At 38.6% G+C, this 25554-nt stretch carries 24 protein-coding genes and 1 tRNA gene; 8 read left to right on the top strand and 17 right to left on the bottom strand.

The genetic code is table 11. The annotated features are described in order from the left end of the window. Positions 1-11 precede the first annotated feature (11 nt). Together BQ4443_RS02875 and BQ4443_RS02880 are read right to left on the bottom strand one after the other, a co-directional pair. Positions 12-1118, bottom strand: coding sequence for a high-affinity branched-chain amino acid ABC transporter substrate-binding protein (locus tag BQ4443_RS02875; RefSeq protein WP_023949666.1), 1107 nt, complete (start codon positions 1116-1118; stop codon positions 12-14). Positions 1119-1795: 677 nt separating this feature from the next. Continuing rightward, positions 1796-3871 (bottom strand): PhoX family protein, encoded by a 2076-nt coding sequence (locus tag BQ4443_RS02880; RefSeq protein ID WP_023949664.1) that lies wholly within the window; start codon positions 3869-3871, stop codon positions 1796-1798. 231 nt (positions 3872-4102) lie between these two features. On the opposite strand from BQ4443_RS02880, the gene BQ4443_RS02885 reads away from it, so the two are divergent. Beyond that, complete coding sequence (locus BQ4443_RS02885) at positions 4103-4243, top strand: entericidin A/B family lipoprotein (RefSeq protein ID WP_071057986.1); 141 nt, start codon at positions 4103-4105, stop codon at positions 4241-4243. 257 nt (positions 4244-4500) lie between these two features. Here BQ4443_RS02885 and sodB read toward each other — a convergent pair whose 3' ends face one another. Together sodB and xseA are read right to left on the bottom strand one after the other, a co-directional pair. Then, positions 4501-5085, bottom strand: a complete 585-nt coding sequence (gene sodB, locus BQ4443_RS02890) for a superoxide dismutase [Fe] (protein ID WP_071057987.1) — start codon at positions 5083-5085, stop codon at positions 4501-4503. A 60-nt stretch (positions 5086-5145) separates the two neighbouring features. Then, positions 5146-6540, bottom strand: a complete 1395-nt coding sequence (gene xseA / locus BQ4443_RS02895; RefSeq protein ID WP_023949659.1) for an exodeoxyribonuclease VII large subunit — start codon at positions 6538-6540, stop codon at positions 5146-5148. A gap of 435 nt (positions 6541-6975) precedes the next feature. On the opposite strand from xseA, the gene lpxK reads away from it, so the two are divergent. The 6 genes from lpxK (at position 6976) to murJ (ending at position 12378) form a co-directional block, all read left to right on the top strand. After that, positions 6976-8259, top strand: coding sequence for a tetraacyldisaccharide 4'-kinase (gene lpxK / locus BQ4443_RS02900; protein ID WP_143000533.1), 1284 nt, complete (start codon positions 6976-6978; stop codon positions 8257-8259). Then, positions 8198-8398 carry a Trm112 family protein gene (locus tag BQ4443_RS02905; protein ID WP_023952390.1) on the top strand — a complete coding sequence of 67 codons (201 nt, stop codon included), beginning with the start codon at positions 8198-8200 and terminating at the stop codon, positions 8396-8398. The genes lpxK and BQ4443_RS02905 overlap by 62 nt, the downstream gene beginning before the upstream one ends. Positions 8399-8401: 3 nt before the next feature. Then, complete coding sequence (gene kdsB, locus BQ4443_RS02910) at positions 8402-9184, top strand: 3-deoxy-manno-octulosonate cytidylyltransferase (RefSeq protein WP_023952392.1); 783 nt, start codon at positions 8402-8404, stop codon at positions 9182-9184. Positions 9185-9275: 91 nt separating this feature from the next. Then, entirely contained in the window at positions 9276-9929 is a 654-nt protein-coding gene (adk, locus tag BQ4443_RS02915) for an adenylate kinase (RefSeq protein WP_023952394.1), read from the top strand. A 10-nt stretch (positions 9930-9939) separates the two neighbouring features. Further along, on the top strand, positions 9940-10698 hold the full coding sequence (locus tag BQ4443_RS02920; protein WP_071057989.1) for a 3-hydroxyacyl-CoA dehydrogenase: 759 nt from the start codon (positions 9940-9942) through the stop codon (positions 10696-10698). Positions 10699-10758: 60 nt separating this feature from the next. After that, positions 10759-12378, top strand: coding sequence for a murein biosynthesis integral membrane protein MurJ (gene murJ, locus BQ4443_RS02925; protein ID WP_023952396.1), 1620 nt, complete (start codon positions 10759-10761; stop codon positions 12376-12378). 152 nt (positions 12379-12530) lie between these two features. Here the strand turns inward: murJ and BQ4443_RS02930 are convergent, their stop codons facing one another. Next, a complete protein-coding gene (locus BQ4443_RS02930; protein WP_071057990.1) occupies positions 12531-13973 on the bottom strand; it encodes an NAD-dependent succinate-semialdehyde dehydrogenase in 1443 nt (480 codons plus the stop codon). An 85-nt stretch (positions 13974-14058) separates the two neighbouring features. Further along, positions 14059-14724 carry a tetratricopeptide repeat protein gene (locus BQ4443_RS02935; protein ID WP_071057991.1) on the bottom strand — a complete coding sequence of 222 codons (666 nt, stop codon included), beginning with the start codon at positions 14722-14724 and terminating at the stop codon, positions 14059-14061. A 150-nt stretch (positions 14725-14874) separates the two neighbouring features. Between BQ4443_RS02935 and BQ4443_RS02940 the strand changes: the two genes are divergently transcribed. Next, positions 14875-14951: transfer RNA gene (locus BQ4443_RS02940), tRNA-Val, on the top strand. A 170-nt stretch (positions 14952-15121) separates the two neighbouring features. Here BQ4443_RS02940 and rpoD read toward each other — a convergent pair. From rpoD to BQ4443_RS02995, 11 genes are all read right to left on the bottom strand, one after another. Next, a complete protein-coding gene (gene rpoD / locus BQ4443_RS02945; protein WP_071057992.1) occupies positions 15122-17629 on the bottom strand; it encodes an RNA polymerase sigma factor RpoD in 2508 nt (835 codons plus the stop codon). Between the two features lie 129 nt (positions 17630-17758). Further along, complete coding sequence (dnaG, locus tag BQ4443_RS02950; RefSeq protein ID WP_071057993.1) at positions 17759-19627, bottom strand: DNA primase; 1869 nt, start codon at positions 19625-19627, stop codon at positions 17759-17761. 9 nt (positions 19628-19636) lie between these two features. Continuing rightward, complete coding sequence (gene rpsU / locus BQ4443_RS02955) at positions 19637-19849, bottom strand: 30S ribosomal protein S21 (protein WP_023952408.1); 213 nt, start codon at positions 19847-19849, stop codon at positions 19637-19639. A 224-nt stretch (positions 19850-20073) separates the two neighbouring features. Continuing rightward, the gene (locus tag BQ4443_RS02960; RefSeq protein ID WP_023952410.1) at positions 20074-20625 is read right to left on the bottom strand and encodes a phosphoribosyltransferase; all 552 of its coding nucleotides are present in this window, start codon (positions 20623-20625) and stop codon (positions 20074-20076) included. Beyond that, positions 20625-21920, bottom strand: coding sequence for an adenylosuccinate synthase (locus tag BQ4443_RS02965; protein ID WP_023952412.1), 1296 nt, complete (start codon positions 21918-21920; stop codon positions 20625-20627). Before BQ4443_RS02965 ends, BQ4443_RS02960 begins: the two co-directional genes overlap by 1 nt. A 72-nt stretch (positions 21921-21992) precedes the next feature. After that, positions 21993-23156 carry an ATP phosphoribosyltransferase regulatory subunit gene (locus tag BQ4443_RS02970; protein ID WP_071057994.1) on the bottom strand — a complete coding sequence of 388 codons (1164 nt, stop codon included), beginning with the start codon at positions 23154-23156 and terminating at the stop codon, positions 21993-21995. A 115-nt stretch (positions 23157-23271) separates the two neighbouring features. Next, positions 23272-23478 carry a hypothetical protein gene (locus BQ4443_RS02975; protein ID WP_071057995.1) on the bottom strand — a complete coding sequence of 69 codons (207 nt, stop codon included), beginning with the start codon at positions 23476-23478 and terminating at the stop codon, positions 23272-23274. A 2-nt stretch (positions 23479-23480) separates the two neighbouring features. Next, complete coding sequence (locus BQ4443_RS02980) at positions 23481-24056, bottom strand: sigma-70 family RNA polymerase sigma factor (RefSeq protein ID WP_143000534.1); 576 nt, start codon at positions 24054-24056, stop codon at positions 23481-23483. Then, on the bottom strand, positions 24034-24540 hold the full coding sequence (locus BQ4443_RS02985; RefSeq protein ID WP_256330854.1) for a DoxX family protein: 507 nt from the start codon (positions 24538-24540) through the stop codon (positions 24034-24036). The genes BQ4443_RS02980 and BQ4443_RS02985 overlap by 23 nt, the downstream gene beginning before the upstream one ends. Further along, the gene (locus BQ4443_RS02990; protein ID WP_071057997.1) at positions 24494-24775 is read right to left on the bottom strand and encodes an HvfC/BufC family peptide modification chaperone; all 282 of its coding nucleotides are present in this window, start codon (positions 24773-24775) and stop codon (positions 24494-24496) included. Before BQ4443_RS02990 ends, BQ4443_RS02985 begins: the two co-directional genes overlap by 47 nt. Beyond that, positions 24748-25530, bottom strand: a complete 783-nt coding sequence (locus BQ4443_RS02995) for an MbnB/TglH/ChrH family RiPP precursor modification enzyme (RefSeq protein ID WP_023950789.1) — start codon at positions 25528-25530, stop codon at positions 24748-24750. Before BQ4443_RS02995 ends, BQ4443_RS02990 begins: the two co-directional genes overlap by 28 nt. Positions 25531-25554: the final 24 nt, after the last annotated feature.

The following is a 25554-nucleotide window of genomic DNA, read 5'->3' on the forward strand; positions in this document are numbered from 1 at the left end:
CAGTAGAGATATTATTTCACTACAGTTTTAGAACCGTCTTTGTGCCACTCTACTACGTCAAATTTAAAGCTTGTTAAGTCTCCAGAAGGCTCCCAACTAGCTTCACCAATAACTGTGTTTACTTTGTTAGCATGTAACCATTTAGCTACGTCGGCAGGATTAGTACTGTTTGCACCTTTGATACCCTCTAGGATAGCTTGAGTAGCTGCATATGCTGTTAATTGGAAAGCACCAGATGGATCACGACCTTTGTCTTTAAAGGCTTTAACAATTTCAGCATTTTCTGCATTTTTAGAGAAATCAGGTGGGAAAGTTACATACATTCCTTCAACGGCATCACCAGCAATCGCATTGATATCTGCATTACCAGCACCTTCAGGTCCCATAAAGCGTGCTTTTAAGCCTTGCTCTTTCGCTTGGCGAAGTAATAGACCTAACTCTGGGTGATAACCACCGTAGTAAACAAAATCAACACCTGCTGACTTAAGTTTAGTAATCACTGATGAATAATCAGATTCACCTGCATTAATACCTTCAAAAATAGCTGCTTTGATGCCTAATTTCTCTAAGCTATCACGTGTAGAAGTTGCTACGCCTTGACCATAAGATTGTTTATCATGTAAAACAGCAACTTTTGCTGGTTTTTGTTTAGCGATAAACTCTGCCGCTACAGGACCTTGTTGATCATCACGACCGATTGTACGGAAGATAAACTCGAAATTTTTACCTTCAGTTACGGTTGGAGAAGTAGCTGATGGTGTAACCATCACAATACCTTGCTCATCAAAAATCGGGGCAGCACCGTTAGTTGCACCAGAACATACTGGACCAACAACAAAACCAATTTTTTGGTTAACGACAGAGTTAGCCGCTGTTGGACCTTGTTTTGGTTCACATGCATCATCTACATTAACTACTTCAAATGTATGACCATTAATACCACCAGCCGCATTTACTTTCTCAATAGCTGTATCAACACCTTCGCGTACCATAACGCCATATTGAGTTAATGCACCCGTCATTGGGCCAACTGTAGCAATTTTAACAACATCAGCTTGAGCAGTAGCTGATAAAGCCAATCCTAAAGAAACGGCTAAAACAGATAAATGGTATTTCATAAAGAAGACTCCAATAACAAAAAAGTTTCAATAAGAATAACTTAAATACACTCTTTTGTATATAGCAAAATCTCTAGTGTTTACCCTGATGCAAACCCCTTAAAATGCATTAAAAAAGGGCAAAATCACAGACTTTGCCATCAGACTGTTAATAATGGGTATTTTCGGCGTACAGGTTTTCATTACCATAGAAAAGCTGTACGTCAAAATCAACACAATAAGAGGCAGACTAGATTGAGATACAAAACCGTTAACAATAGTAGCATTTCGGCGTACAGGTTTTCATTACCATAGAAAAGCTGTACGTCAAAATCAACACAATAAGAGGCAGACTAGATTGAGATACAAAACCGTTAACAATAGTAGCATTTCGGCGTACAGGTTTTCATTACCATAGAAAAGCTGTACGTCAAAATCAACACAATAAGAGGCAGACTAGATTGAGATACAAAACCGTTAACAATAGTAGCATTTCGGCGTACAGGTTTTCATTATCATAGAAAAGCTGTACGTCAAAATCAACACAATAAGAGGCAAACTAGATTGAGATACAAAACTTATTAACAAGTTTGCTAAAACAAACTGAGGGCAAAATCACAGACTTTGCCCTCTACTCTAGTGCTTGATGAATTTTTTTAAAACTCATCAAACAATTCACCTTCTTTTAGTGATAGTGGTTATGCACCAACAACACCACCGTCATCACGCCAGATAACAACCGTAGCTGCACGTGGACGACCACCACTATTTTCTGTATCCTCATTATCACCCATAGGCCATTTTGAGAATGCTAATGGATCATCTTGTGGCTTAACATCTTTTGGTGCACGAGGGTGTTTACCGTACTCACCAGGGTGCTGTACATTGATAAACACATATTTATAATCTGGAGAGAAAGTAATACCTGTAATCTCACAACCAGATGGACCCACTAAGAAACGACGAATTTCGCCTTTTCTATCACCCGCTTCTGGTACAGCCACGAGCATTTGGTTATTACCCATTCCCTCATAAATATCTTTATTAGAGAAGTTACCATCTGTTTGAATCCAAATACGACCGTCTTTATCGAATGCTAAACCATCAGGACTATTAAATAAATTTTTGTCCGTAATGTTTTCTGTACCAGCCATTAAATCACCCGCAGGATGTACTTTTGGATTACCTGCTAAGAAATAAACGTCCCATGTGAATGACATTGCACTTGGATCAGACTCTTTTTCATTCCAACGTACGATTTGACCATACGGATTTTTCACACGTGGGTTAGCATCATCAACGCCAGGATGTTTAACACCACCCATGCCTTTACGTTCTTTATCTGAGCCACGATCAGAGTTATTTGTTAACGTAACATATACTTCATTTGTTTGAGGATGAACCGCAATCCACTCAGGACGATCCATTGGTGTTGCCCCCACTAAGTCAGCTGCTTCACGTGTATGGACTAAAAGCTCACCCATTGATTTAAATGTTTCACTTAATGGTTTACCGTTTGTTCCAACAGATTCAAGTGTTAATGGAATCCATTTACCTACACCTTGTAAATCACCTTTAGTGTCACCGTCTAAGAACTGAGCAACGTATAATGTACCCTCATCCAATAAACCACGATTTTCTGCTTGGTTATTTGGATTGTATTTGTTCTTAGAAACAAATTTGTAAATGTACTCACTGCGTTGGTCATCGCCCATGTAAACAACAACATGCCCATCTTTGCCGATTACCACAGCCGCATTTTCATGTTTAAAATGACCTAATGCAGACAATTTTTTAGGCTTAGATGTTGGATCAAAAGGATCAATCTCAACAATCCAACCAAAACGATTCCACTCATTTGGCTCTTCAGCCACATCAAAACGTTTATCAAAAGTCTCCCAACGGTACTCAGGCTCAGAGTCTTTAGAAGAAACACCATAGCGTTTCATATGCGTTGTACTCTCTGCTCCACCCTCTTTTAAACTACCAAAATAATCTGTAACGTTTTCTTCACATGTTAAATAAGTATTCCATGGAGTAAAACCATTACCACAGTTACCAAATGTACCAATCACTTTTGTACCACTAGGATCAGCATTTGTTTTCATAGACTCAGTACCAGCTGCTGGACCAACAATAACCATTTCCGTATCGTGTGCATTGATACTACGGTTGTACTTAGAGTCTAAAACAGGTTTCCATTTTCCATTTTCTAAACGGATATGTACAACGCTAACACCTTGAGCACGTTGAGATTTTTTTACCCAGTCCTCATTCCAACCTGCACCTGCTACTTCTACGCCTTTAGGGAAAATAAAATCAGGATTGATATACTCATGGTTACGAACTAATAGCCCCTCATCATTTTTACCATCAATAGAGAAAAATTTCATACCATCATGGTTATCACCCACTTGTTTTGCTTGATCTGCAGAACTTTCTGTTGCATCCCCTTTCCATTTAGGAGAATCAGCAAAAAGAGGATCACCCCAACGAGAAATCACTTGATAACTATAACCTTCGGGAACAACGATTTTATCGCCTGTGCCTGCTTCTACTGCTTTAAAACCAATTGTCGCTGCAACAGCTTTAGCTGTTTCCTTTGCTTGTGCGACTTCCCCGATTAAACTTGAACCAAAGAAAGTCATCGTACTACAGGCTACCCCTGTTTTTAAGATAGTACGACGAGAGACTTGAGTCGCTAAAAGGGTATTGAATTCCTCGTTACCACTATGGTTAGTTGAAAAGTCATCATGATCAATAAATTGTTGCATGGTGTAATCCTCTTTTACATTAAAATCAGTTATAACCATGATGATACCGATTGATTATGTCAGTTTGATGGCAAAGTAATTTCTATGTTCAGTCTATTTTTAGAATAGCCAAATTGTTACAATTTAAGGGTAATCGCTGTAGATTAAGAATTAACATTAACTTTTAATGTTTGCAAAGCATTTATAAATCACATAGAATGAATTAAAAGCATTTTTAACAGGAGTCTTATTATGAAAAAATCTATCCTAGTTCTATTAACAGCTGTTTTTGCAATTGGTTTAGCAGGTTGTGAAACAACAAAAGGTGTGGGTAAAGATATCCAAAACGCTGGCGAAAAAATGGAACAAGCTGTTGAAGGCAAAAAATCATAATCTCCTGAGAGATGATTTTCGTTCTAGCGCAAATTCCACTGAGCTAAAAAAAGCGATGTCGCTACATCGCTTTTTTTTATTGCCAAACCTTCCTCCTATCAATCATTTCAGTATTCTCTCCCTAATACTTTATTTGAATTTTGGCGTATCACTTTTCCATAGCCATGAAAAATAAAGAGGATAGGAATTTTTCCCTACCCTCTTTTTAGCCTCATCAGACGAGATCTGAAAAGGCTCTGTTAATCTTAGAAACTAGATTATGATGCAAAGTTTTCTTCTGCAAATTTCCAGTTAACTAATTTCCAGTAACCGCCTAAATAATTAGGACGTGAATTACGGTAGTCAATATAGTAAGCATGTTCCCATACATCACAGGTCAATAATGGTTTGTCTGCTGTTGTTAATGGTGTAGCTGCATTGCTTGTATTAACAATGTCCACTGAACCGTCAGCTTTTTTCACTAACCATGTCCAACCAGAACCAAAATTACCCGCTGCAGATTTGTTAAAAGCCTCTACAAAGGCAGCAAAACTACCAAATTTAGCGTTGATTGCTTCAGCTAACGCACCTGAAGGTTCACCACCACCATTTGGAGATAAGCTATTCCAGTAAAAAGTATGATTCCAAATCTGAGCAGCATTATTAAAAATACCACCTGATGATTTTTTAACGATTTCTTCTAACGATGCATTTTCAAACTCAGTGCCTGGAATTAGATTATTCAAATTAGTCACATAAGTTTGGTGATGTTTACCATAATGAAACTCTAATGTTTCTTTTGAAATATGTGGTGCCAAAGCATCTAAAGCGTATGGTAACGCTGGTAAAGTATGAGTTGTCATATAAATTCCTTTCATTGATTAAAGTTGACCAATAGTTAAATTCTACCTGATATAGGATTTTTATTCATCCAAAACCATCACATTGAGTTTACCATTACCTAACTCAATTCTCAGTTTTTCTCCTGTAACCACTTGTTGGGATTGTTTAATAATATCAGACTGCATATTGTAGGTTATAGAATAACCCCTTTTTAAAATAGCTTTTGGATTATACGCCTGCAAGGTCTCTACTTTAGCACTTAATTGTGACTGTTTGCTAACAAGTAACTGTGATCCAAGTTTTTGCAATTTATTATTAAACTGAACAAGGTTTTGGTGCAATGGTTGTAACTGTTTAGGCGCACTCGTTCTCAATCGATGAGTCAGATTAGTTACTTCTTGCATTTGTATCCGCGTATTAGGTAATAGCTGTTGTAGCGCCCTTATTTCATGATTTAACAAATATTTCTTATCTTGCCACGTTTTTTGCATCGCTTGATTTAATGATTTCACAAGATAATCACGCTTTTGTCCATATTGCTGTAAACGTTGTGTCGGTGAAATTAATTGATTACTTGCCCTATCCAATCGCATAGTTGCCATTTGCATATGATGCACTATTCCTTGAGAAAGGCGTTGCATTGACTGCTGAATGGTATTTATCCATTCCTCTTTGCTACTAGAAACGATTTCTGCAGCCGCTGTAGGCGTTGGCGCTCTCACATCAGCGACAAAATCAGCAATAGTAAAATCCGTTTCATGCCCCACGCCACTAATGATAGGTAGAGATAAACTAGCCATAAAACGTGCTAATGTTTCATCATTAAATGCCCATAAATCCTCAATACTGCCTCCTCCACGCACCAATAGAACCGCATCAACTTCATGCCTGAGTTCGGCTTGTTCTAGTGCTTTCATTAATGCTTGGGGCGCCTCTTTTCCTTGTACTAAACTAGGATACACAATTACTTTAATATAGGGGGCACGGCGTTTTAATGCCGTTAGTACATCGTGTAATGCAGCAGCACCAAGAGAGGTAACAATACCGATAGTCTGTACAAAAGATGGCAAGCGTTTTTTGCGCTTTGAATCAAATAATCCCTCTTTAGACAATTTATCTTTTATGCGTAAAAAAGTTTCATGTAAATTGCCCTGCCCCGATTGTCGGACTTGCTCTACCTGAATTTGATAATCACCACGTGGCTCATACATGGTTACTGTAGCCAATACTTCTACAGCTAAACCATTTTGTAAACGAAAATTCAACCCTGCTGCCTTTGCTCTAAACATCACGGCTTTTACTTGGGCATCATCATCTTTAAGAGTAAAGTAGCAATGCCCTGACGCTGCTTGTACAAAATTTGATATTTCACCCTTAACCCATATCTGTGACATATGCTCATTCAATAAACGTGACACAGCACGATTTAATTGCGCAACAGTCATCATTTCTGCTGGGGTGGAGGAATTTGACATAAATTCTCTCTCCATACCATAAAAATTATTGAAATTCATCATTTTTATAAAAATATTTTTTAAATTTTCCACAAGAAGAAAAAATCAATCACATAGCGAATTTTTCTTATAATTAGCGAAGATTAATAAACTCTTTTATCAAATAAACACTATAACCTATTGATTTTTAATGAATTTAAATATTTCATCTAAATTGCACAATTTTTAAGCAATAGTAAGCTGCCTTATATAAACACTCATTTTTTAGAGGTTTTACACAAAGTTTTCCACATTTTTTGGGGATAAATACTTTTCCACAATTTATCCACTTTATGGGTATAAACAAGCAAAAAATTTACTTAATAAGAGAAAAATAACGCTAGTTAGTAACCTTTGGTCTACAATCTATTTTATACGATTACTTTACATGGCTCTCGATTTTTATTTTATTTAGTTATGCTTTCTAGTGTTATACAGTACATCCAGCAACAATGGCTAAAAAAAGGACTATTTAGCATCGCTCTCAGTCCTATTGCTAGACTAGTCAAATGGCATACCGACAAAAAATATACCTCTTTTACTCATCAACAGTTTCAACGCTATCGCGCTCCCGTGCCTGTCATTATAGTAGGCAATATTTTTATTGGTGGAACAGGCAAAACACCTGTAAGTATCGCATTAATTCAAGCCCTTAAACAAAGGGGATTCACTCCTGGTGTTATTAGTCGTGGCTATGGTGCTGATATTAAACACGAGGCAATATGTGCCTATTTACCAAACGCTTCATCCACCTCAGGGGATAAAGTGCCTGTAACACAGCACATAATTGCTCCAGCAGAAGAATCAACATTGACAGAAACTTCGCCCTCTGCTCCCATCAAGTGGGCAGAAAAGATTGGTGATGAACCCAGTATTCTTGCACAATACGCTCCTGTGGCTGTTCACCCCAGACGCCAAAAAGCTATCGAATTATTACTCAAGACCTATCCAACCGTAGATATTTTAATTAGTGATGACGGTCTACAGCATTATGCGATTGACCGAGATATTGAAATCATTGTGCAAGATACTAGAGGCATTGGTAATGGCTATTTATTACCAGCAGGACCTTTACGCGAATCGCCATCACGGTTAAATACGGTTAATTACGTTGTAACAAATTATAATACTCGTGAGCAAGCATTATCTGCCCAGCTCTCTCCTCCTAAAAACACGGAGAGTCATGATTCCCAGAGCACTCTTGATGAGACGCAAGTACCTGAACAAATCGGTATGTATCTTACTCTGGCTGAGTTTGAACATTTACTAACTGGCAAAATCTACACAATAACCGAATTTATTCAACAACACCAGCAACAAAACATCTATGCAATTTCTGGCATTGGACATCCTGAACGTTTTTACCAAAGTTTGCGTAATCAAGGCGTACCATTAAATGGTACCAAAGATTTTCCTGATCACCACGACTATTCTGTCCAAGATTTAGTGCCTTTTAATCATGCTATAGTAGTCATGACCACCAAGGATGCCATAAAATGTCGACACTTTAGTCAAAACAACTGGTGGTGCGTCCATACAAAGGCTGAATTTATCCCATCTACTTTTTTTGACCATTTAGAAGATAAAATAAAACACTTACCCATATTTCTTAAAAAAAATTTGATTTTAGGCAAACTCTATGAATCCAGATTATCTAAAAAAACTGCTATGTCCTGTAACCAAAAAACCAATGGTATATGATGCAGAAAAACAAGAACTCATTTCTGTAGAAGCCAAATTGGCCTATCCGATTAAAGATGGCATCCCAATTTTATTAAAAGAGCAGGCACGTCCTTTAGAACAACAGGACGCATCTCAAGATTCTAACGTAGCAAAATAAATAATGAATCTCTCTTTTATCGCCATAGTTCCTGCGAGAGCCGCATCCACTCGCTTACCGGGCAAAATGCTAATGGATATTCATGGTACGCCATTGGTTATCCGTACCGCCCAACAAGCACGCCGCTCCAAGGCACAACAGGTCATTATTGCTACTGATGATCAAGCCATTGCGAATGTAGCCCGTGATCAGCAATTTCAGACTTTACTCACGTCACCTAATCACCCCTCAGGGACCGATCGTCTAGCGGAGGTTGTTGACTTACTTAACCTTGCTGATGATACGATTATTGTTAATGTTCAAGGTGACGAGCCACTTATTGACCCAACGTTAATTAATCAAGTCGCACAGACCTTGAATGACAATCCTCAAGCCGCCATTGCAACTTGTGCCTATCCTATCCAGTCAGCTGAGAAATTTTTTAATCCTAATGTGGTTAAAGTCGTTTGCGACCAACAAGGCTACGCTATTTACTTTTCACGTGCCCCTATTCCGTGGGCAAGAGATGCATTTAATAAGGATAAATCCCTATTACCTACATCTATGGTTGCATTGCATCATATTGGTATGTATGCTTATCGTGCAAGTTTCTTACGTAAGTTTCCAACACTGACGATGGGACCATTAGAGCAATTAGAATCACTTGAGCAACTACGCGCTTTAGAAAATGGTTTTAAAATTGTGGTTCTCCAGACAGACCATGCCCCTTTACCCGGAGTAGATACAGCTGAAGATTTGGAACACGTGAGACACTATTTAGCGACAAAAATAGACACCGCTATTTAATAAACACAAATTACCTTTGTTTGCCATTTTTGTCATAAAAAACTTTTATAATGGACAAACCAAATATGATTAATTTACAGGAGAGAAACTTATGCGTCTAATCCTTCTTGGCCCTCCAGGCGCTGGTAAGGGTACTCAAGCGAGCTTTATTACCGAAAAATACGGCATTCCTCAAATCTCTACTGGAGATATGCTGCGTGCTGCCGTCAAAGCTCAAACTCCCTTAGGTATAGAAGCGAAAAAAGTGATGGACGCTGGTAAATTAGTATCTGACGAGATTATTATTGGTTTAGTTAAGGATCGTTTAACACAACCTGACTGTGCTAATGGATACTTATTTGACGGTTTCCCTCGCACTATTCCACAAGCAGATGCTCTTAAAGAAGCTGGCGTCAAATTAGATTATGTCGTAGAAATTGATGTCCCTAGTGAAGCGATTATTGAACGTATGAGTGGTCGTCGTATCCATCCAGAGAGTGGTCGCAGTTACCATATCAAATTCAATCCACCAAAAGTAGAAGGCAAAGACGACATAACTGGTGAACCACTTATTCAACGTGATGATGACAAAGAAGAAACTGTTCGCAAACGTTTAGATGTTTATCAAGAACAAACTCGTCCTCTTGTTGATTACTATTCAACTTGGGCAAACCAAGACCCTGCTTCTGCTCCTCGCTATGTCAAAGTATCAGGCGTAGGCAAAGTAGAAGAAATTACTCAACGTATTTCAGATGCTCTAAAATAGGGAGATATTGATGCAAATCGAAGGAAAAGTATTTATCGTCACAGGTGGTGCCTCTGGTTTAGGTGCTGGCACGGTAAAAATGCTTGTAGATAATGGTGCTAAAGTTGTTATTGCTGACGTCCAAGATGAGGCAGGTCAAAAATATGCCGCTGAGCTTGGTCAAACATTCGTCCATTGTGATGTAAGTTCAGAGGAAGATGCCAAAGCTGTTGTTGCCAAAGCCGTTGAGCTAGGATCTTTATTTGGTCTTATTAACTGTGCTGGTATCGCTCCTGCACAAAAAATAGTTGGCAAAAATGGCGTTCATTCACTCGAGCTATTCCAAAAAGTCATCAATATCAACTTAGTTGGTAGCTTTAATATGATTCGCTTTGCGGCTGAAGCAATGGAAAAAAATACACCAGAATCAACTGGTGAACGTGGTATTCTAATCAATACAGCATCTGTAGCTGCTTTTGAAGGTCAAGTAGGACAAGCTGCTTACTCTGCTTCTAAAGGGGGGGTGGTTGGCATGACACTTCCTATTGCTCGTGACTTATCTCGCTCTGGTATCCGTTGCAACACGATTGCTCCTGGTATTTTTGGTACGCCAATGATGTTTGGTATGCCTCAAGAGGTGCAAGATTCATTAGCCGCCATGATTCCATTCCCTTCACGCCTAGGTCGCCCAGAAGATTACGCCAAGTTAGTACACAGCCTTATCACTAACGATATGATTAATGGTGAAACCATCCGTATTGATGGCGCAATTCGCATGCAACCTCGATAAGTCTTACACTTAACTTTTTGACAATGCGCCCGGATTTTTCTCGGGCGTATTTTTATTATTATGAGTCTATTACGCTCTGCCGCCTCAATTAGTGGGCTAACACTTTTATCACGTATTACAGGTCTTATTCGTGATATTCTTATTGCACGTGCTTTCGGTGCTAGCCCTTTAACCGACGCCTTTTGGGTAGCCTTCCGAATCCCTAACCTCTTACGCCGTTTATTCGCCGAGGGTGCTTTTTCACAAGCATTTGTTCCTATTCTTGGTGAAAAGAAAGCCACTCAATCAGAACAAAGCGTAAAAACTCTGCTAGATCATGTCGCCATGGTACTATTTTTTGCCTTATTAGTTGTCACTATTATAGGCATAATTGGTGCGCCCTTAGTTGTCTGGGCAATGGCCTCTGGGATGAAAACCGATGGAGCAAGCAGTGGCTATCAAGAAGCCATTACCATGACAAGGATTATGTTTCCTTATATCTTGTGTATGTCTTTAGTCGCTTTTGCCTCTGGGGTACTTAATACATGGAAAAAATTTGCTGTTCCCGCCTTTACGCCAGTTTTACTCAATCTTTCCATGATTTTTGCCAGTTTATTCTTGGCACAGTTTTTTAATACCCCTATTTATGCCTTAGCCGTAGGGGTGATGTTAGGAGGTATCGCTCAACTTGCTGTTCAATGGGGAGCATTAGCCAAAATTGGTTTACTACCTAGCTTTAGACACAAATTATCAGAGGCATGGAAAAATCCTGATGTACGTCGCATTATCAAATTAATGGGACCTGCTATTTTAGGCGTATCCGTTGCTCAAATTTCTATTCTTATCAATACCAATATTGCGACTTGGCTACCCGCAGGTAGCGTAACTTGGTTATCCTTTGCTGACCGCTTAATGGAGTTCCCTACGGCACTATTAGGTATTGCCATAGGAACCGTATTATTACCTAGTCTTGCCGCAGCTAACGCTAAAGGTGATGTAGCAGACTATAGCCATTTATTAGATTGGGGATTACGTTTAGTCTTTTTATTAGGCCTACCTTGTGTCCTTGGATTAGGCTTACTCAGTGAAGGACTCGTAGCTAGTTTATTTAATTATGGTGCATTTAATCATCACGATGTATTAATGACCAAAAGTGCTGTCATTGCTTATGCGGTTGGATTAATTGGTATTTTATCGGTCAAAATTTTAGCCCCCGGTTTCTATGCTAAACAAGACATTAGGACACCGGTAAAAATTGCTATTTTTGTCCTAATATGCACACAGCTCATGAACTTAGTTTTTGTACCTCTCTTTGCGCATGCTGGCCTAGCATTATCTGTAGGCTTAGGATCAACCTTAAATGCATTATGCCTCTATATTGGACTAAGATGCAGTAAGACTTATCTACCCCATATCCAATGGCTAAGTTTCATACTACGTGTACTCCCTGCCCTTGTTTTACTGGCAGCATGGCTAATATTTATTCAACACTATATCAACTGGTCTATGCAAGATGCTACTAGTATTAACCAATTACTATCTACTCAATTAAGCACTTGGTTAGGTGACGGTCGTTGGGTACATTCAATCAGTAGAATTTTAGTGCTATTAGTTGTTTTAATAGGGAGTGCTATTGTCTACTTTGGTGGATTATTTATTACAGGATTTAGATTACGTGACTTTGCTAGACAGCGTGCTTAATGTGTGGAATCTTTATGTTCTAATTGATTAAGATACTCTACGTTAAAAAATAACATTATCCAAGAAATCTGGGGCTATATATATAAAATATAATAGCCCCATGTTTCATATGTGTAAGCAAGATTCTTTAGGTTTTATCCATCAGTGCTAAATCAGTTAATATTGCCAATGGCGATATATTTGATCTCTAAATAATCCTCAATACCATATTTAGAGCCCTCACGTCCCAAACCAGACTGTTTGACACCACCAAATGGCGCTGCTTCGTTGGAAATTAGTCCTGTATTAACACCAACAATCCCATAATCAAGTTTTTCTGACACACGAATAACTCGATTCATATTCTCACTGTAAAAATAAGAAGCCAGTCCAAACTCTGTATCATTCGCCAAACGAATAGCCTCCTCTTCCGTATCAAACTTAAAGACAGGCGCCAAAGGACCAAAGATTTCCTCACTAAACACTCTCATCTCATGAGTAGCGTTCTTAATCACTGTAGGTTTAAAGAATAAATCTTCATATTTACCACCGCCCAAGATTTCACCCCCCTTGGAAGTCGCATCTTCTAATAAACTGATGGTATTATTGACTGCTTTTTGATCAATCATAGGACCAATTTCCACCCCATCTTGAAGACCATTACCCACAACCATTTTTGCCACTGCTTTGGTAAGTTTTTCACAAAACTCATCATAAATACCTGATTGAACATAGATGCGATTAGCACATACACATGTTTGACCTGCATTACGGAATTTAGCAGCAACAGCACCTTGCACTGCGGCATCAACATCTGCATCATCAAACACTAGGAATGGTGCATTTCCACCTAATTCCAAGGAGATTTTTTTGATAGTTGAGGCACATTGTTGCATCAACTGACGCCCTACTGCTGTCGAACCTGTAAAACTAAATTTACGGACAATGGGACTTTCTGTAAGTACTTGACCAATTTCTGCAGAGCCACCAGTAATGACATTAAAAACACCGGCAGGAATGCCAGCCTCTTCAGCTAAAGCAGCCAGAGCCAATGCTGAAAATGGTGTTTGTGAGGCAGGACGAATAATAAAAGAGCAACCAGCTGCTAATGCAGGAGCTGCTTTACGAGTAATCATCGCATTAGGAAAATTCCATGGCGTAATCGCAGCACACACACCGATAGCTTGTTTAATCACGATAATACGTTTATCTGATGAGGGTGCTGGGATTGTATCTCCGTAAATGCGCTTAGCCTCTTCCGCAAACCATTCAATATAAGAGGCACCATAAGCGATTTCACCTTTAGCTTCAGCGAGAGGTTTGCCTTGTTCACAAGTCAAAATATACGCTAAATCACCCTGATACTGCATCATCAAGTTAAACCATTTACGTAGAATATTTGAACGCTCTTTTGCACTCTTTTTTTGCCAAACAGGTAATGCCGCTTCAGCGGCTTTAACTGCTCTTTCTGTTTCTACTTTACCCATATTTGGGATAGTGCCAATCACTTCTCCTGTCGCAGGATTAGTAACCTCAATCGTTTTTCCACTATCTGCATTTAACCATTTACCATCAATATAGGCTTGAGTTTTAAATAGCAAAGAATTGAACGACATAAATTCTCCTTTTACCGTAGCAATACGGTTTTCCTAAATAAGATAAGATACTTCGTATATTTCGTATATAGTTAATATATCAGATTCAACTAGAGATATTGTTTTTCTGTGCTTGTTCAAACCAATAACGAGCTTCAGTAGGATTGACAGCAACACCTTTACCTTGTTGATACATTTTGCCTAGTAACTGCTGAGCTGGTGCATAGCCACTTTTAGCCGCTAAATCAACCCAATACTTTGCTTGTGAGAAATCTTTATTAATTAACTCTCCTGATAGATATTGCTGCGCAAGTATATATTGACTGCGTAAATGTCCTTGTTTTGCATGCTTTTGCAAATAAGAGATCCCCTCACTTGATGGAGTTGATGTAGCAAAACCAGAACAAAGTATTTCTCCCCATAATGCCTCAGCATCAGCATCTTTTCGTAAAGCTGCATATTCACACCATGAGATAATCTCTTGCTGTTTATCTGGGTAACTTTGTTGATGATTAAAATAATAATTAGCGAGAAAGGACTGTGCTTTTACATGATATTGTTTGGCTGCCAATTCTAACCATCTCAGACCTGCAGGAATATCTTTAAGATAATAGCTGCCATTGATATAGCGATACCCAATTTCATATTGCGCTTGTGCATCACCTGACTGTGCTTTTTCCATCAACATTTCCATCTTCATATCCAATGCTTCTGGACCGTCAGGCTTTGCCATGATAAATTGCATCAGTTTTTGGTATAAGAATTTCAGCATATCTATAATCTACTTATTTAAATTGACTATATAAAATACTAGGTTGCTCTTTGAATTATAAAGTATTAATAAGCACTTAATAAACGCTAGATTAATAACTAAAAAAACTTGCTTGATAGATAAAAAATCATTATAATAGTCAGCTTATCTAGGCGGTTAGCTCAGTTGGTTAGAGCGCTACGTTGACATCGTAGAGGTCGCTGGTTCGACTCCAGTATCGCCTACCAAGAACTCCGAAACCCGTGCTGAATACTCATCACGGGTTTTATTTTGTACATACCAACCACAAAAAAAGACTATTTATTAATTCCAATAAATAGTCTTTTTATCGTTTTAGCCCACTTATAGTACTTATATTAATAAAAACATAAATGCTATTAGGGACTTTAAGATAGTACTAAGAATTTTCTAAGAAGCTCTTAAGTTTATCCGCACGACTTGGGTGGCGTAATTTACGCAATGCTTTTGCCTCAATCTGACGAATACGTTCACGTGTCACATCAAACTGTTTACCCACTTCTTCAAGTGTTTGGTCTGAACTCATGCCAATACCAAAACGCATACGTAATACTTTGCCTTCGCGCTGTGTTAATGAGTTAATCACTTCTTCAAATACTTCACTCATAGAGCGCTGTAAGGCTGAATCAGCAGGAGCCAAGGTACTTAAGTCCTCAATAAAATCACCTAAATGTGAATCATCGTCATCACCAATTGGTGTTTCCATCGAAATAGGTTCTTTGGCAATTTTGAGGATTTTGCGTACTTTTTCAACGGGCATATCCATTTTTTGTGCCAATGTTGCTGGATCAGGCTCAACACCTGTTTCTTGTAAGATTTGGCGATTAATGCGGTTCATCTTATTAATCGTTTCAATCATATGAACAGGGATACGGATAGTACGTGCTTGGTCTGCAATTGAGCGTGTAATAGCTTGTCGAATCCACCATGTCGCATAGGTAGAGAACTTATAACCACGGCGATACTCAAACTTATCAACGGCTTTCATCAAACCGATATTACCCTCTTGGATAAGATCCAAGAACTGTAAACCACGATTAGTATATTTTTTAGCAATAGAAATTACTAGACGCAAGTTTGCTTCAATCATTTCACGTTTGGCTTTCTTGGCCTTTGCCTCACCATTTACCATGCGTTTATTGACGTCTTTCAAATCTTGAATCGGTAAAACAACTAATTTTTCTAATTCAATAAATTTTTGTTGAATTTCGTGGATATCCGGAATAAAACGCTCAAGTTTTTCTGCATAAGGCGCCCCAGACTTAATCTCTTTATCCGCCCACTCTAAATTAGTTTCGTTACCAGGGAAAGATTCAATGAAGTGTTCACGTGGCATATCAACACGATCCACACATACTGACAGCATTTGACGCTCTAATGAACGTACTTGTTCAACTTGTGAGCGTAAGGTATCCGCCAATCGTTCAACAATTTTTGCCGTAAAACGAACACCTAATAACTCATCATGAATAATTTGATGGGCTTTTTCGTATGCTTTTGATTGGTAATGACCATTTTCGCACTCAGCTTTCATTTTTTTGAAAGCTTTCTCAACAATATCAAACTTAGCTAAGGCTTGTTCATGCAATAGTTCAATCTGTTTGCTACTCATTCCACCTGCAGGACCGTCATCAGACTCTTCCTCCATGGTTACACCAGAGCCGGCATAGTCTTCTCCATCTTCGGAAATAAGACCATCCACAACCTCATCAATCTGCGCTTCACCATCACGGACTCGTTGTATATGGTTAAGAATCTCTTCAATCGTAGTTGGAGATGCGGCAATTGCCATAACCATCGCTTTAAGCCCATCTTCAATGCGCTTAGCAATTTCAATCTCACCATCACGTGTTAATAACTCTACTGAGCCCATTTCACGCATATACATACGGACAGGATCCGTTGTACGACCAAATTCAGAATCAACTGTCGTCAATGCAGCTTCTGCTTCATCTTCTACATCGTCATCACTGATAGGGGTATTATCATTAAGAATTAAATCCTCTGCTGTAGGTGCCTGGTCATAAACAGGGATCCCCATTTCGCTAAAGGTACTGATGATGCTATCCATCGCATCAATATCTACTAAGTCATCAGACAAATGGTCATTAATCTCTGCATAAGTCAAATAACCACGATCTTTACCTTGCTTGATTAATTGACGCATCTGAGCACGTCTCGCTTCTATCTGCTCTGGCGTAATTGAGGCACGAGACCCTAAGTCAGTGCCACGACGTTTTGATCGAGAGCTTTTGGCGTCTGAAAAATCAATATCAACGCTATCATCATCTCCACCGTCATCATCAAAATCTAAATCGTCTGATGGTGCTGATGATTTAGGACGACCTGCTTTTTTACCTTTAGGTGCTTCGTCAAAACCATCATCAAACTCATCAAAATCATCATCTGACAAATCTACTTCTTTTGCAGGTTTAGCCGCTTTTTTAGTAGTTTTCGGAGTATTTACAGTTTTTTTAGCGGTTGTGCTAACTTCTGTGGTGCTTGTTTTTTTAGCACTTGTCTTAGTTGCTTTTGGCTCAACGGCTACATCTAAAGCATCTGCTTTAGTTGTTTTTTTACTAGTTTTCTTTTCCACGGTTTTATTATCTATTGGAGAATTTTTAACTTTCTTCACTTCCTTAGAAGTGTTGACATCTGCTGTCTTTACTGACTTCTTAGCAGGCGCCTCTTTGCTTACCTTTTTGGCGGGAGCTGCTTTTTGAGCGACTTTTGTTTGACTTGCACTTTCTTTCTTTACTGCTTTGGAGGCCGTTGCTAACTGCTCTGCTGGCTTAACTTTACTCTCTTTATAAGCGACCTTTTTCGCTGGTCTAGTAGCCTGCTTTTTAGCAGCAGATGCTGTTGTCTCTTTAGTTGATTTAGCCATTCTGGAACCCTTAAGTGAGGTAATCTGTTAGTCGAACTCTATTCTCCATGAATAAAGTACAGAACAAGTGCAAACATTAGGGAGTCTACTGATTTGTCAATAATCTTCCATTATACACTTGAATTTATCTTATATGGATGCTTTCTTAAGATTTTTCAATCGCTCTAGTAGTAATCTATATCGCTTTTTCTGTGAGTCATCCTGCAATCCTTCTAGCATTAATTGATTAATAGTATGGGTTAAACTCTCAATTTCAACTTTGTTTATGACACCTTGCCACTCTGCTAAAGGATCATCCAATACTTGTTGGGAAAGTGAATCATGTGATACAGCACTCACAATACGTTGAATTTCATCCATTCCTTCCAGTTTTGGCTGAATAACTCGCAATTCGGCAGAAGATTCTCGCAAGCAAAGTGCCAAAAATTCAGCAACTAATTGATATTGCCCTTGCTGGCTGAGTAACTCAATTTGTCTATCCGTAATATGTTTCAAAATCTCAGGATGATGTATAACGAGACGAAAAATACGCATCCCCAAAGGATCAACTTGATGCATAGTATTTCTTGTCGTTTTTTTATGAGTTTTTCTATTATCCCTAGCATAAGGAAGATCAGAGAAAATTTGTGCGGCTGTTTGGTCTATTTCTGGAGCATATCCATCCGCACGACTCACCACTTTAGTTGATTGGTTGTGCTGATATTGTTGCAAATCATGCTTTAATTCATCATGAGTAAGCAACAACACTTTTGCAATTTCTTTTTCAATTTGCAAACGCATCATGCTACTTTCAGGAATACTCACTAGCAATGGACGAATTTCATGTAGCCCAGCTGTTCGCCCTTCAATCTCATTTAAATTAAATTGATGCTGTAACTCACTAATCAAAAAGCCCGATAATGATAATGACTGTTCAATCTGTTCTCTAAATTGTGCCTGACCAAACTCACGAATATAAGTATCAGGATCATGTTCCTCAGGTAGAAATAAAAATCGTATGGCAATATCATCGCGCAACAACGGCAAACTGATTGTTAGCGCTTTCCATGCAGCTCTACGCCCTGCTTTGTCACCATCAAAACTAAAAACAATTTTGTGAGTAACTCGCATTAGCTTTTTGATGTGTTCTTCTGACGTCGCTGTCCCTAAAGTTGCAACAGCATTAGCTAGCCCTAATTGTGCCAAACTAACGACATCCATATAACCTTCAACAACGAGAACAAATCCCTCTTTGTTTATGGTAGAACGATTTTCAAATAGACCATATAATTCAGATCCTTTATGGAAAATCGGTGTTTCTGGAGAATTCAGATATTTTGGCTGACCATTACCAATGATTCTGCCTCCAAAGCCAATGATCTTACCCCTTGTATTATAGATAGGGAAAGTCACCCGTTCACGAAAGCGATCATACTTACGTAAGTCCTCATTTTGAATAACTAGACCTGCTTCAACCAAATTAGAATCATCATAATTTTCAAAAACAGACTTTAATCCTTGACGCTCTGTACCACTCCAGCCCAAACCAAATTTTTTGGCAATTTCACCACTTAATCCTCTCCCCTTTAAATAATCAATTGCTTGAGGCGATTGTTTAAGTTGCTGTACAAAATATTTTTGTGCTTTTTCTAAGCAATCATGCAAATAATCAGACTTGCTTTTTTGTTCTATCGCCTGAGCACGTTGAGCGGGTGTTTGAGGACGCTCTTCTGGGACTTGCATACCCACACGCCCTGCCAACATTTTAACGGCTTCAGGAAATGAGAGTCCCAAATGCTTCATTACAAAGCCAATAGCATTACCACTTTGCCCACAACTAAAGCAATGAAAAATTTGTTTTTGGGGAGAAACCGAGAAAGAAGGGCTTTTTTCGTTATGAAAAGGACAGAGGCCAAATAAATTGACCCCTGACTTCTTTAATTTGACGTATTGCCCAACCACATCCTCAACATTGGTGCGATTGAGCAAATCCTGAATAAATGACTCAGGAATAGACATACTAGAGAACTAGTATAAACGTGCTGGTAATTGTTGACTACGGATACGTTTGTAGTGACGTTTTACAGCAGCAGCGTGTTTGCGTTTACGCTCTGTAGTTGGTTTTTCGTAGAATTCACGAGCACGTAAATCTGTTAATAAACCCGTTTTTTCAATACTACGTTTAAAACGGCGTAAAGCAGCCTCAAATGGCTCATTCTCTTTTAAGCGAACGCTTGGCATTCTATTAGTCCTATAAGTAATTGTTGATTATTAAAGCATAACCAACGGTGTTCTATTAAAAAGTGCTAGAACTTATCTAGCAAAGTGTCTATTGGCGTGCTAAATATTGACTTACCAAGTAGACGAAATTATAAATCACCTAGCCTTTTTATAAAAAATTAGATAAATAAAACCAACTATTAAATAGTCGGTTTTAGTGTTAATCTAGGATTTTAGCATAAAAATTATGCGTTTTGAACCCCTTTACGAATCCATGCCTCTAATTGATGTGGACGCAAGCTGTCGTAATCTTCAAAAGGCTGATGAATCCAAGGATTAGTGGGTAATTGATCAACAAAGTAATCAGGCTCTACCTTGGAGTGCCCTTTCCACCAAAGAACTGCTGAGCGCATCTCTTCAATCGCTGGAAACTGTTCTAATAAGTGGTTATGCACTTTACTAAATGTCAAACCAGTATCCACCATATCATCAACCAACAAAACTTTTCCCTCTAAGGTGCCTCGTGTAATGGTAATGAACTTAGCAATATCTAATTGACCTTGAACAGTACCAGCAGCCTCACGATAAGAACTAGTCGCTAAAATACCAAGTGGTACATCAAAAATACGTGACAATACATCACCTACTCTAACACCACCACGTGCCAAGCATACAATCTGATCAAACTTCCAACCAGATTGATGCACTTTTAACGCAAGTCTTTCAATCAGGCGATTGTAATCACTCCAACTTACCCATAAATCTGTATCTGTACTTTGCGGTAAACTACTCATCATTAACCTTTTAATGGATTATTCAACATAATTGTTTCATTACGATCTGGACCAGTAGAAATCATAGCGATAGGCACTTCACAAATCTCTTGCATACGAGTCAAGAATTTGCGTGCATTTTCAGGTAATTTATCGTATTCAGTAACGCCTTTTGTAGACTCTGTCCAACCAGGTATCATTTCAATAATAGGCTCAACACGAGCAACTTTATCGGCACCATATGGAAGCACATCAAGTTGCTGCCCATCAAGTTTATAGCCTACACAAATACCTACTTCAGGTAAACCATCTAAAACGTCCAATTTAGTCACACAAAGACCAGAAATACCATTGATTAACGCTGAGCGTTTGAGTGCCGCAGCGTCAAACCAACCACAACGACGTGGACGACCAGTCACTGACCCAAATTCTTGACCCACTTTAGCAATATGTTCGCCTGTATCATTGCACAACTCACTTGGGAAAGGACCAGATCCCACTCGTGTCGTATACGCTTTAGTAATTCCTAATATATAGTGCAATGAGGAAGGACCTACGCCAGCACCCGCTGCTGCTTGTCCAGCCACACAGTTACTACTTGTCACAAATGGGTAAGTACCATGGTCAATATCTAATAAAGCACCTTGAGCACCCTCGAATAATAATGAATTACCTGCTTTTTGAACGGCAGCAAGCTCAGCACAAACATCCGTTACCATCGGTTTGATTTGCTCTGCCCATTCTTTTAATTGAGAACGAATTTCATCATAAGACACTGTTGGGGCTTTGAGTAAATTTGCCAAAATAAAATTGTGATAATCAATCACTTCTCTCAGTTTGGTTTCTAACACATCTTCTTGAAATAAATCTTGAACACGTACAGCACGACGAGCCACTTTGTCTTCATACGCAGGGCCGATACCACGACCTGTCGTACCGATTTTACCATCTCCTTTTGCAGCTTCACGAGCTTGATCAATAGCAATATGATAAGGAAGAATCAATGTTGCTGCTTCAGAAATTTTTAAACGACTTCTGACATCAACACCTGCCTCTTCTAGCTCAGCAATTTCTTTTAATAATGCTTCAGGTGATAGCACTACGCCATTACCTATGTAGCACGTTGTATGCTTATGCATGATGCCTGACGGAATTAAGCGAAGAATGGTTTTTTTACCGTTAATCCAAAGTGTATGACCAGCATTATGACCACCCTGAAAGCGAACTACACCATGTGCATTTTCAGCTAACCAGTCAACAATTTTGCCCTTACCTTCATCACCCCATTGGGTACCAATTACGACAACATTTTTACTCATAGTATTTTACTTAAAAAAAAACTTAACTTGTCTATTAACAAGCACCAATTTGAAAACGAAAAAATGAACTTACTAAATGGCTTTAAGTATCCACTGCTTATTATCTAAAACCACTTCACGATCAAAAATAAATTCATCAACAGCTAAGGCACTATTAGGTAATTCTTCAACAACAATATGCCCTTGCTCTCTTAATGATTTTATAAATTGTACCAATTCAGGATCTTGAGACCATGGTGCTTTGATAGCCTTACTTGCCTGTGCACGTGGTAACCCTGATGCCAATTTTCTGAGATCTAAGCTAAATCCTGTCGCTGCACGAGCACGACCAAAAACTTCACTCATATTATCATAACGCCCACCACGGACAAGTGCCTCATGCCACCCATCTGCATATAAAGCAAAAATCACCCCTGTATGATAATCATATCCCGTCACATCGGCTAAGTCGATGCTTACATCATAACCTTTTAAGGCTTGGGTAATCTGTTGTAAGGCATCAAGACCTTTTTCAACCCCTTCTAAAGCAGGTAATAATGTTTTCGCTTTGCTTAATACATCAACACTACCATAAAGTGTAGGCAATGCTAACAATCCTTTTTGAATGGCTGGAGGCATATCTGGGTACTGCTGAAGTAACGCTACTAAAGAAGTGAAATCTTTGTCTTTTAAATAAGTATACAGCGTACTTTGAACAGACTTTAAGCGAGGATAGGCATCAATCATTGCTTTGGTAATACCTGGATAATTTAAATCCACACGTACTTTAGCTACACCAGCAACAGATAAACTCTCAAGTGCAAGTTGAATGACTTGGAAGTCTGCAGCCACACCTGCATAACCATAAATTTCAGCACCAATTTGCAATACCTCTCGTTCAGCTAATAAGCCTGCTGGACGAGCATGAAACACATTGCCACAATAGCATAAACGAGTGACCCCTTCTCTATTTAAAAGATGGGCATCAATACGTGTAATCTGTGGGGTCATATCGGCACGAACACCAATGCTACGACCAGAAATTTGATCTACTAATTGGCACGTTTGCAATGATAACGTGTCTTTTTCGCCCACCAATAGTGATTCGATATATTCAACTAATGGTGGCACCACCATTTCAAAGCCATGCTGGCGATACAAATCAAGTAATCGTCGACGCAACTCTTCAAGACGGCGAGCCTCTGCTGGTAAGATATCAGATAAATAATCAGGTAATAGCCAGTTTTGAGTATTCATAACACAGACATAAAAAAACGAGCCACTTATATGTAAGTAGCCCGTATCGTTAACTTACAAATCATTATAACAATAAAACAAAGCTAAATTTGCTTAATCAGCGAAAACAATAAATTTACTTGTCATTCTTAGGCAATACCGATTGACCTAAATACTGTTGTTTCTTATGTTTTAACACACTGGTTAGAATTTGATGATTTCGAGTAAAACGACGACATCCAGAACAAATCAGTAAATGTTTTCTGATCCAAGCTTGCTGCAACTTGTTTTTGCTATCCAACTGTCCTGAACTCAGTAAGTAGGTATATGTTTTGCAATTCATCCTTAAATCCTATTGAACCATTTTTCATTAAGACAAAGCTGAAGTCGTTTGCGAGCACGGCTTAGACACTGCCAATAATCACTTTTAGATAGTCCCATCAAGTCACAAATTTCTTGTGGCTGGCAATCTAAAAACTCTTTTAAGCTAAAAACTTGGGCAATTTTCTGAGGAAGATTATCGATACACAAATCCACTATTCGTAAAAAATCATTATTCTCGACTAAGGATTCTGGACTCTCCCAATCAGTGCTTAGGACACCCTTTTCCCAGTGCCCATTTTCGGTAAATAATAAACTATCAATATCCTCTTCTTGTTCAACGATAACCGTGGTTCGCTGGTGATATTTTAATCGTAGTCTATCGAGAATTTTATACTTTAATATCCCAAAAGCATAAGCAGATAAATGCGTGATTTGTGATAGCTCTGCTCTTTTTTCAAGTAAAGCACAACAAGTATCTTGTACAGCCTCCTCCGCCTCTTCATCAGGTTGAATATGCATACAGGCAAATCTAAACATGGATTTTCTTAACGAATCATCCAACCAATCTAAATTTTCATGATGATGCTGTTGAGTCACTATTTGTCTTCCTAAGACTGAGTAAATAATCTATAGATATTTTACCTGCCCCCATCCCTAAGAGTGTAATGAGCATCAGACCAATCATTAATGGCACTTTAAACCCCTGACCATCATCTGTTTCAATTTGGTCCCACCCCATCCATCCTAAATCAAAATGAACTGAATAAATTGCTACCACAGTAACGATAAGTAAAACCACACTTGATAGACGTGTGAATAATCCAACTAACAGCATAATCCCCACAATCAGCTCTGTTAAACTCACCAAAGACCAATTGAAATTACTAGTAAATTGATTAAATGGCCAAGGAAATTCCAATCCTGCAAACCAATCTGGGGCAATAACCCCCCCACTTAATTTACGTATAGCCGCATAGATAAACTCTTGTGCCAACCATAGGCGTAAAAGAAGTAATGTAATCTCTCCCAAATAATTATTCTTGTTCTGAGATTGTGTTGGCAAGAAAAACATTAAATTCATGTTCTAAATCTCCATAAAAATGTGAGGTCCACGCCGATTGTTTAACAAATGCTTGTATTAATGCTGTCCAATCTTCCTCACCCAAATGATTTTTTAACTCTGGGTAACAGGATTCAATCATTTGACTAGCACCTAAAAACACCAAATAGCGATATACGTTGAGTCCCTTTTCGCTATACCCATCAGGAACCTCATCCGTTTTACCTCTTACATAGTCATAGAAGGTTGCAACCATACTAACTCCTGATTAATCACGTCTATAGACGGTACATCATTATCCCACTCTAATAAAATAGGGATTTTTTGTTGCTGTGCAACTTGCTTAGCAACCTCTCTAGTTGTTACCTCAACTGGCTGACTATGTGTATCAATATACATATCAAACCGTTCATCATATTCATGCCCTGCCACATGCATATAACTGACTTTTTCTAGGTCAATCTGACGAATAAACTCAGGTACACTAATAAGATGATGATTTTTTTCATTTACCGCAATATTGTTTATATCTAAAAGAAGTTGGCAACCACTCCTTTTGAGAATTTCATTAATAAAATCAGTTTCACTCATTTCACCGATATTGGTATACCAAGTACTATTTTCGATAGCGATTGGAAAACCCAATATATCCTGTACTTCTTGAATACGGTGACTAATCCGTTCTGCCTCTGCTAATGTAAAAGGGATAGGAAACAAATCATATAATTGATGTGCATCACCACTAGCCGCTAAATGATCAGAATAAAAAGGGGCATTTAGCTCTTGCTTCAGTGCTTTTATCTGATTTAAAAATTCTTTATTAATGACTGAATGCCCTCCTAAATTTAGAGAAACACCATGCATATAGATAGGTCGATTAGAAGCTAATAATTGATGCAAAATAGCTCTATCACGTTGCAACCAATTTTCAGGCACAATTTCAAAAAAATCAGCTTGAATGTCCTGAAAAGACCACTCTCGCATTTCTCGTCGAAAACCAACACCTACCATAGCTATCCCAATCTCACTACATGA

The organism is Pelistega sp. MC2, assembly GCF_900099475.1.
Taxonomy (GTDB): domain Bacteria; phylum Pseudomonadota; class Gammaproteobacteria; order Burkholderiales; family Burkholderiaceae_B; genus Taylorella; species Taylorella indica.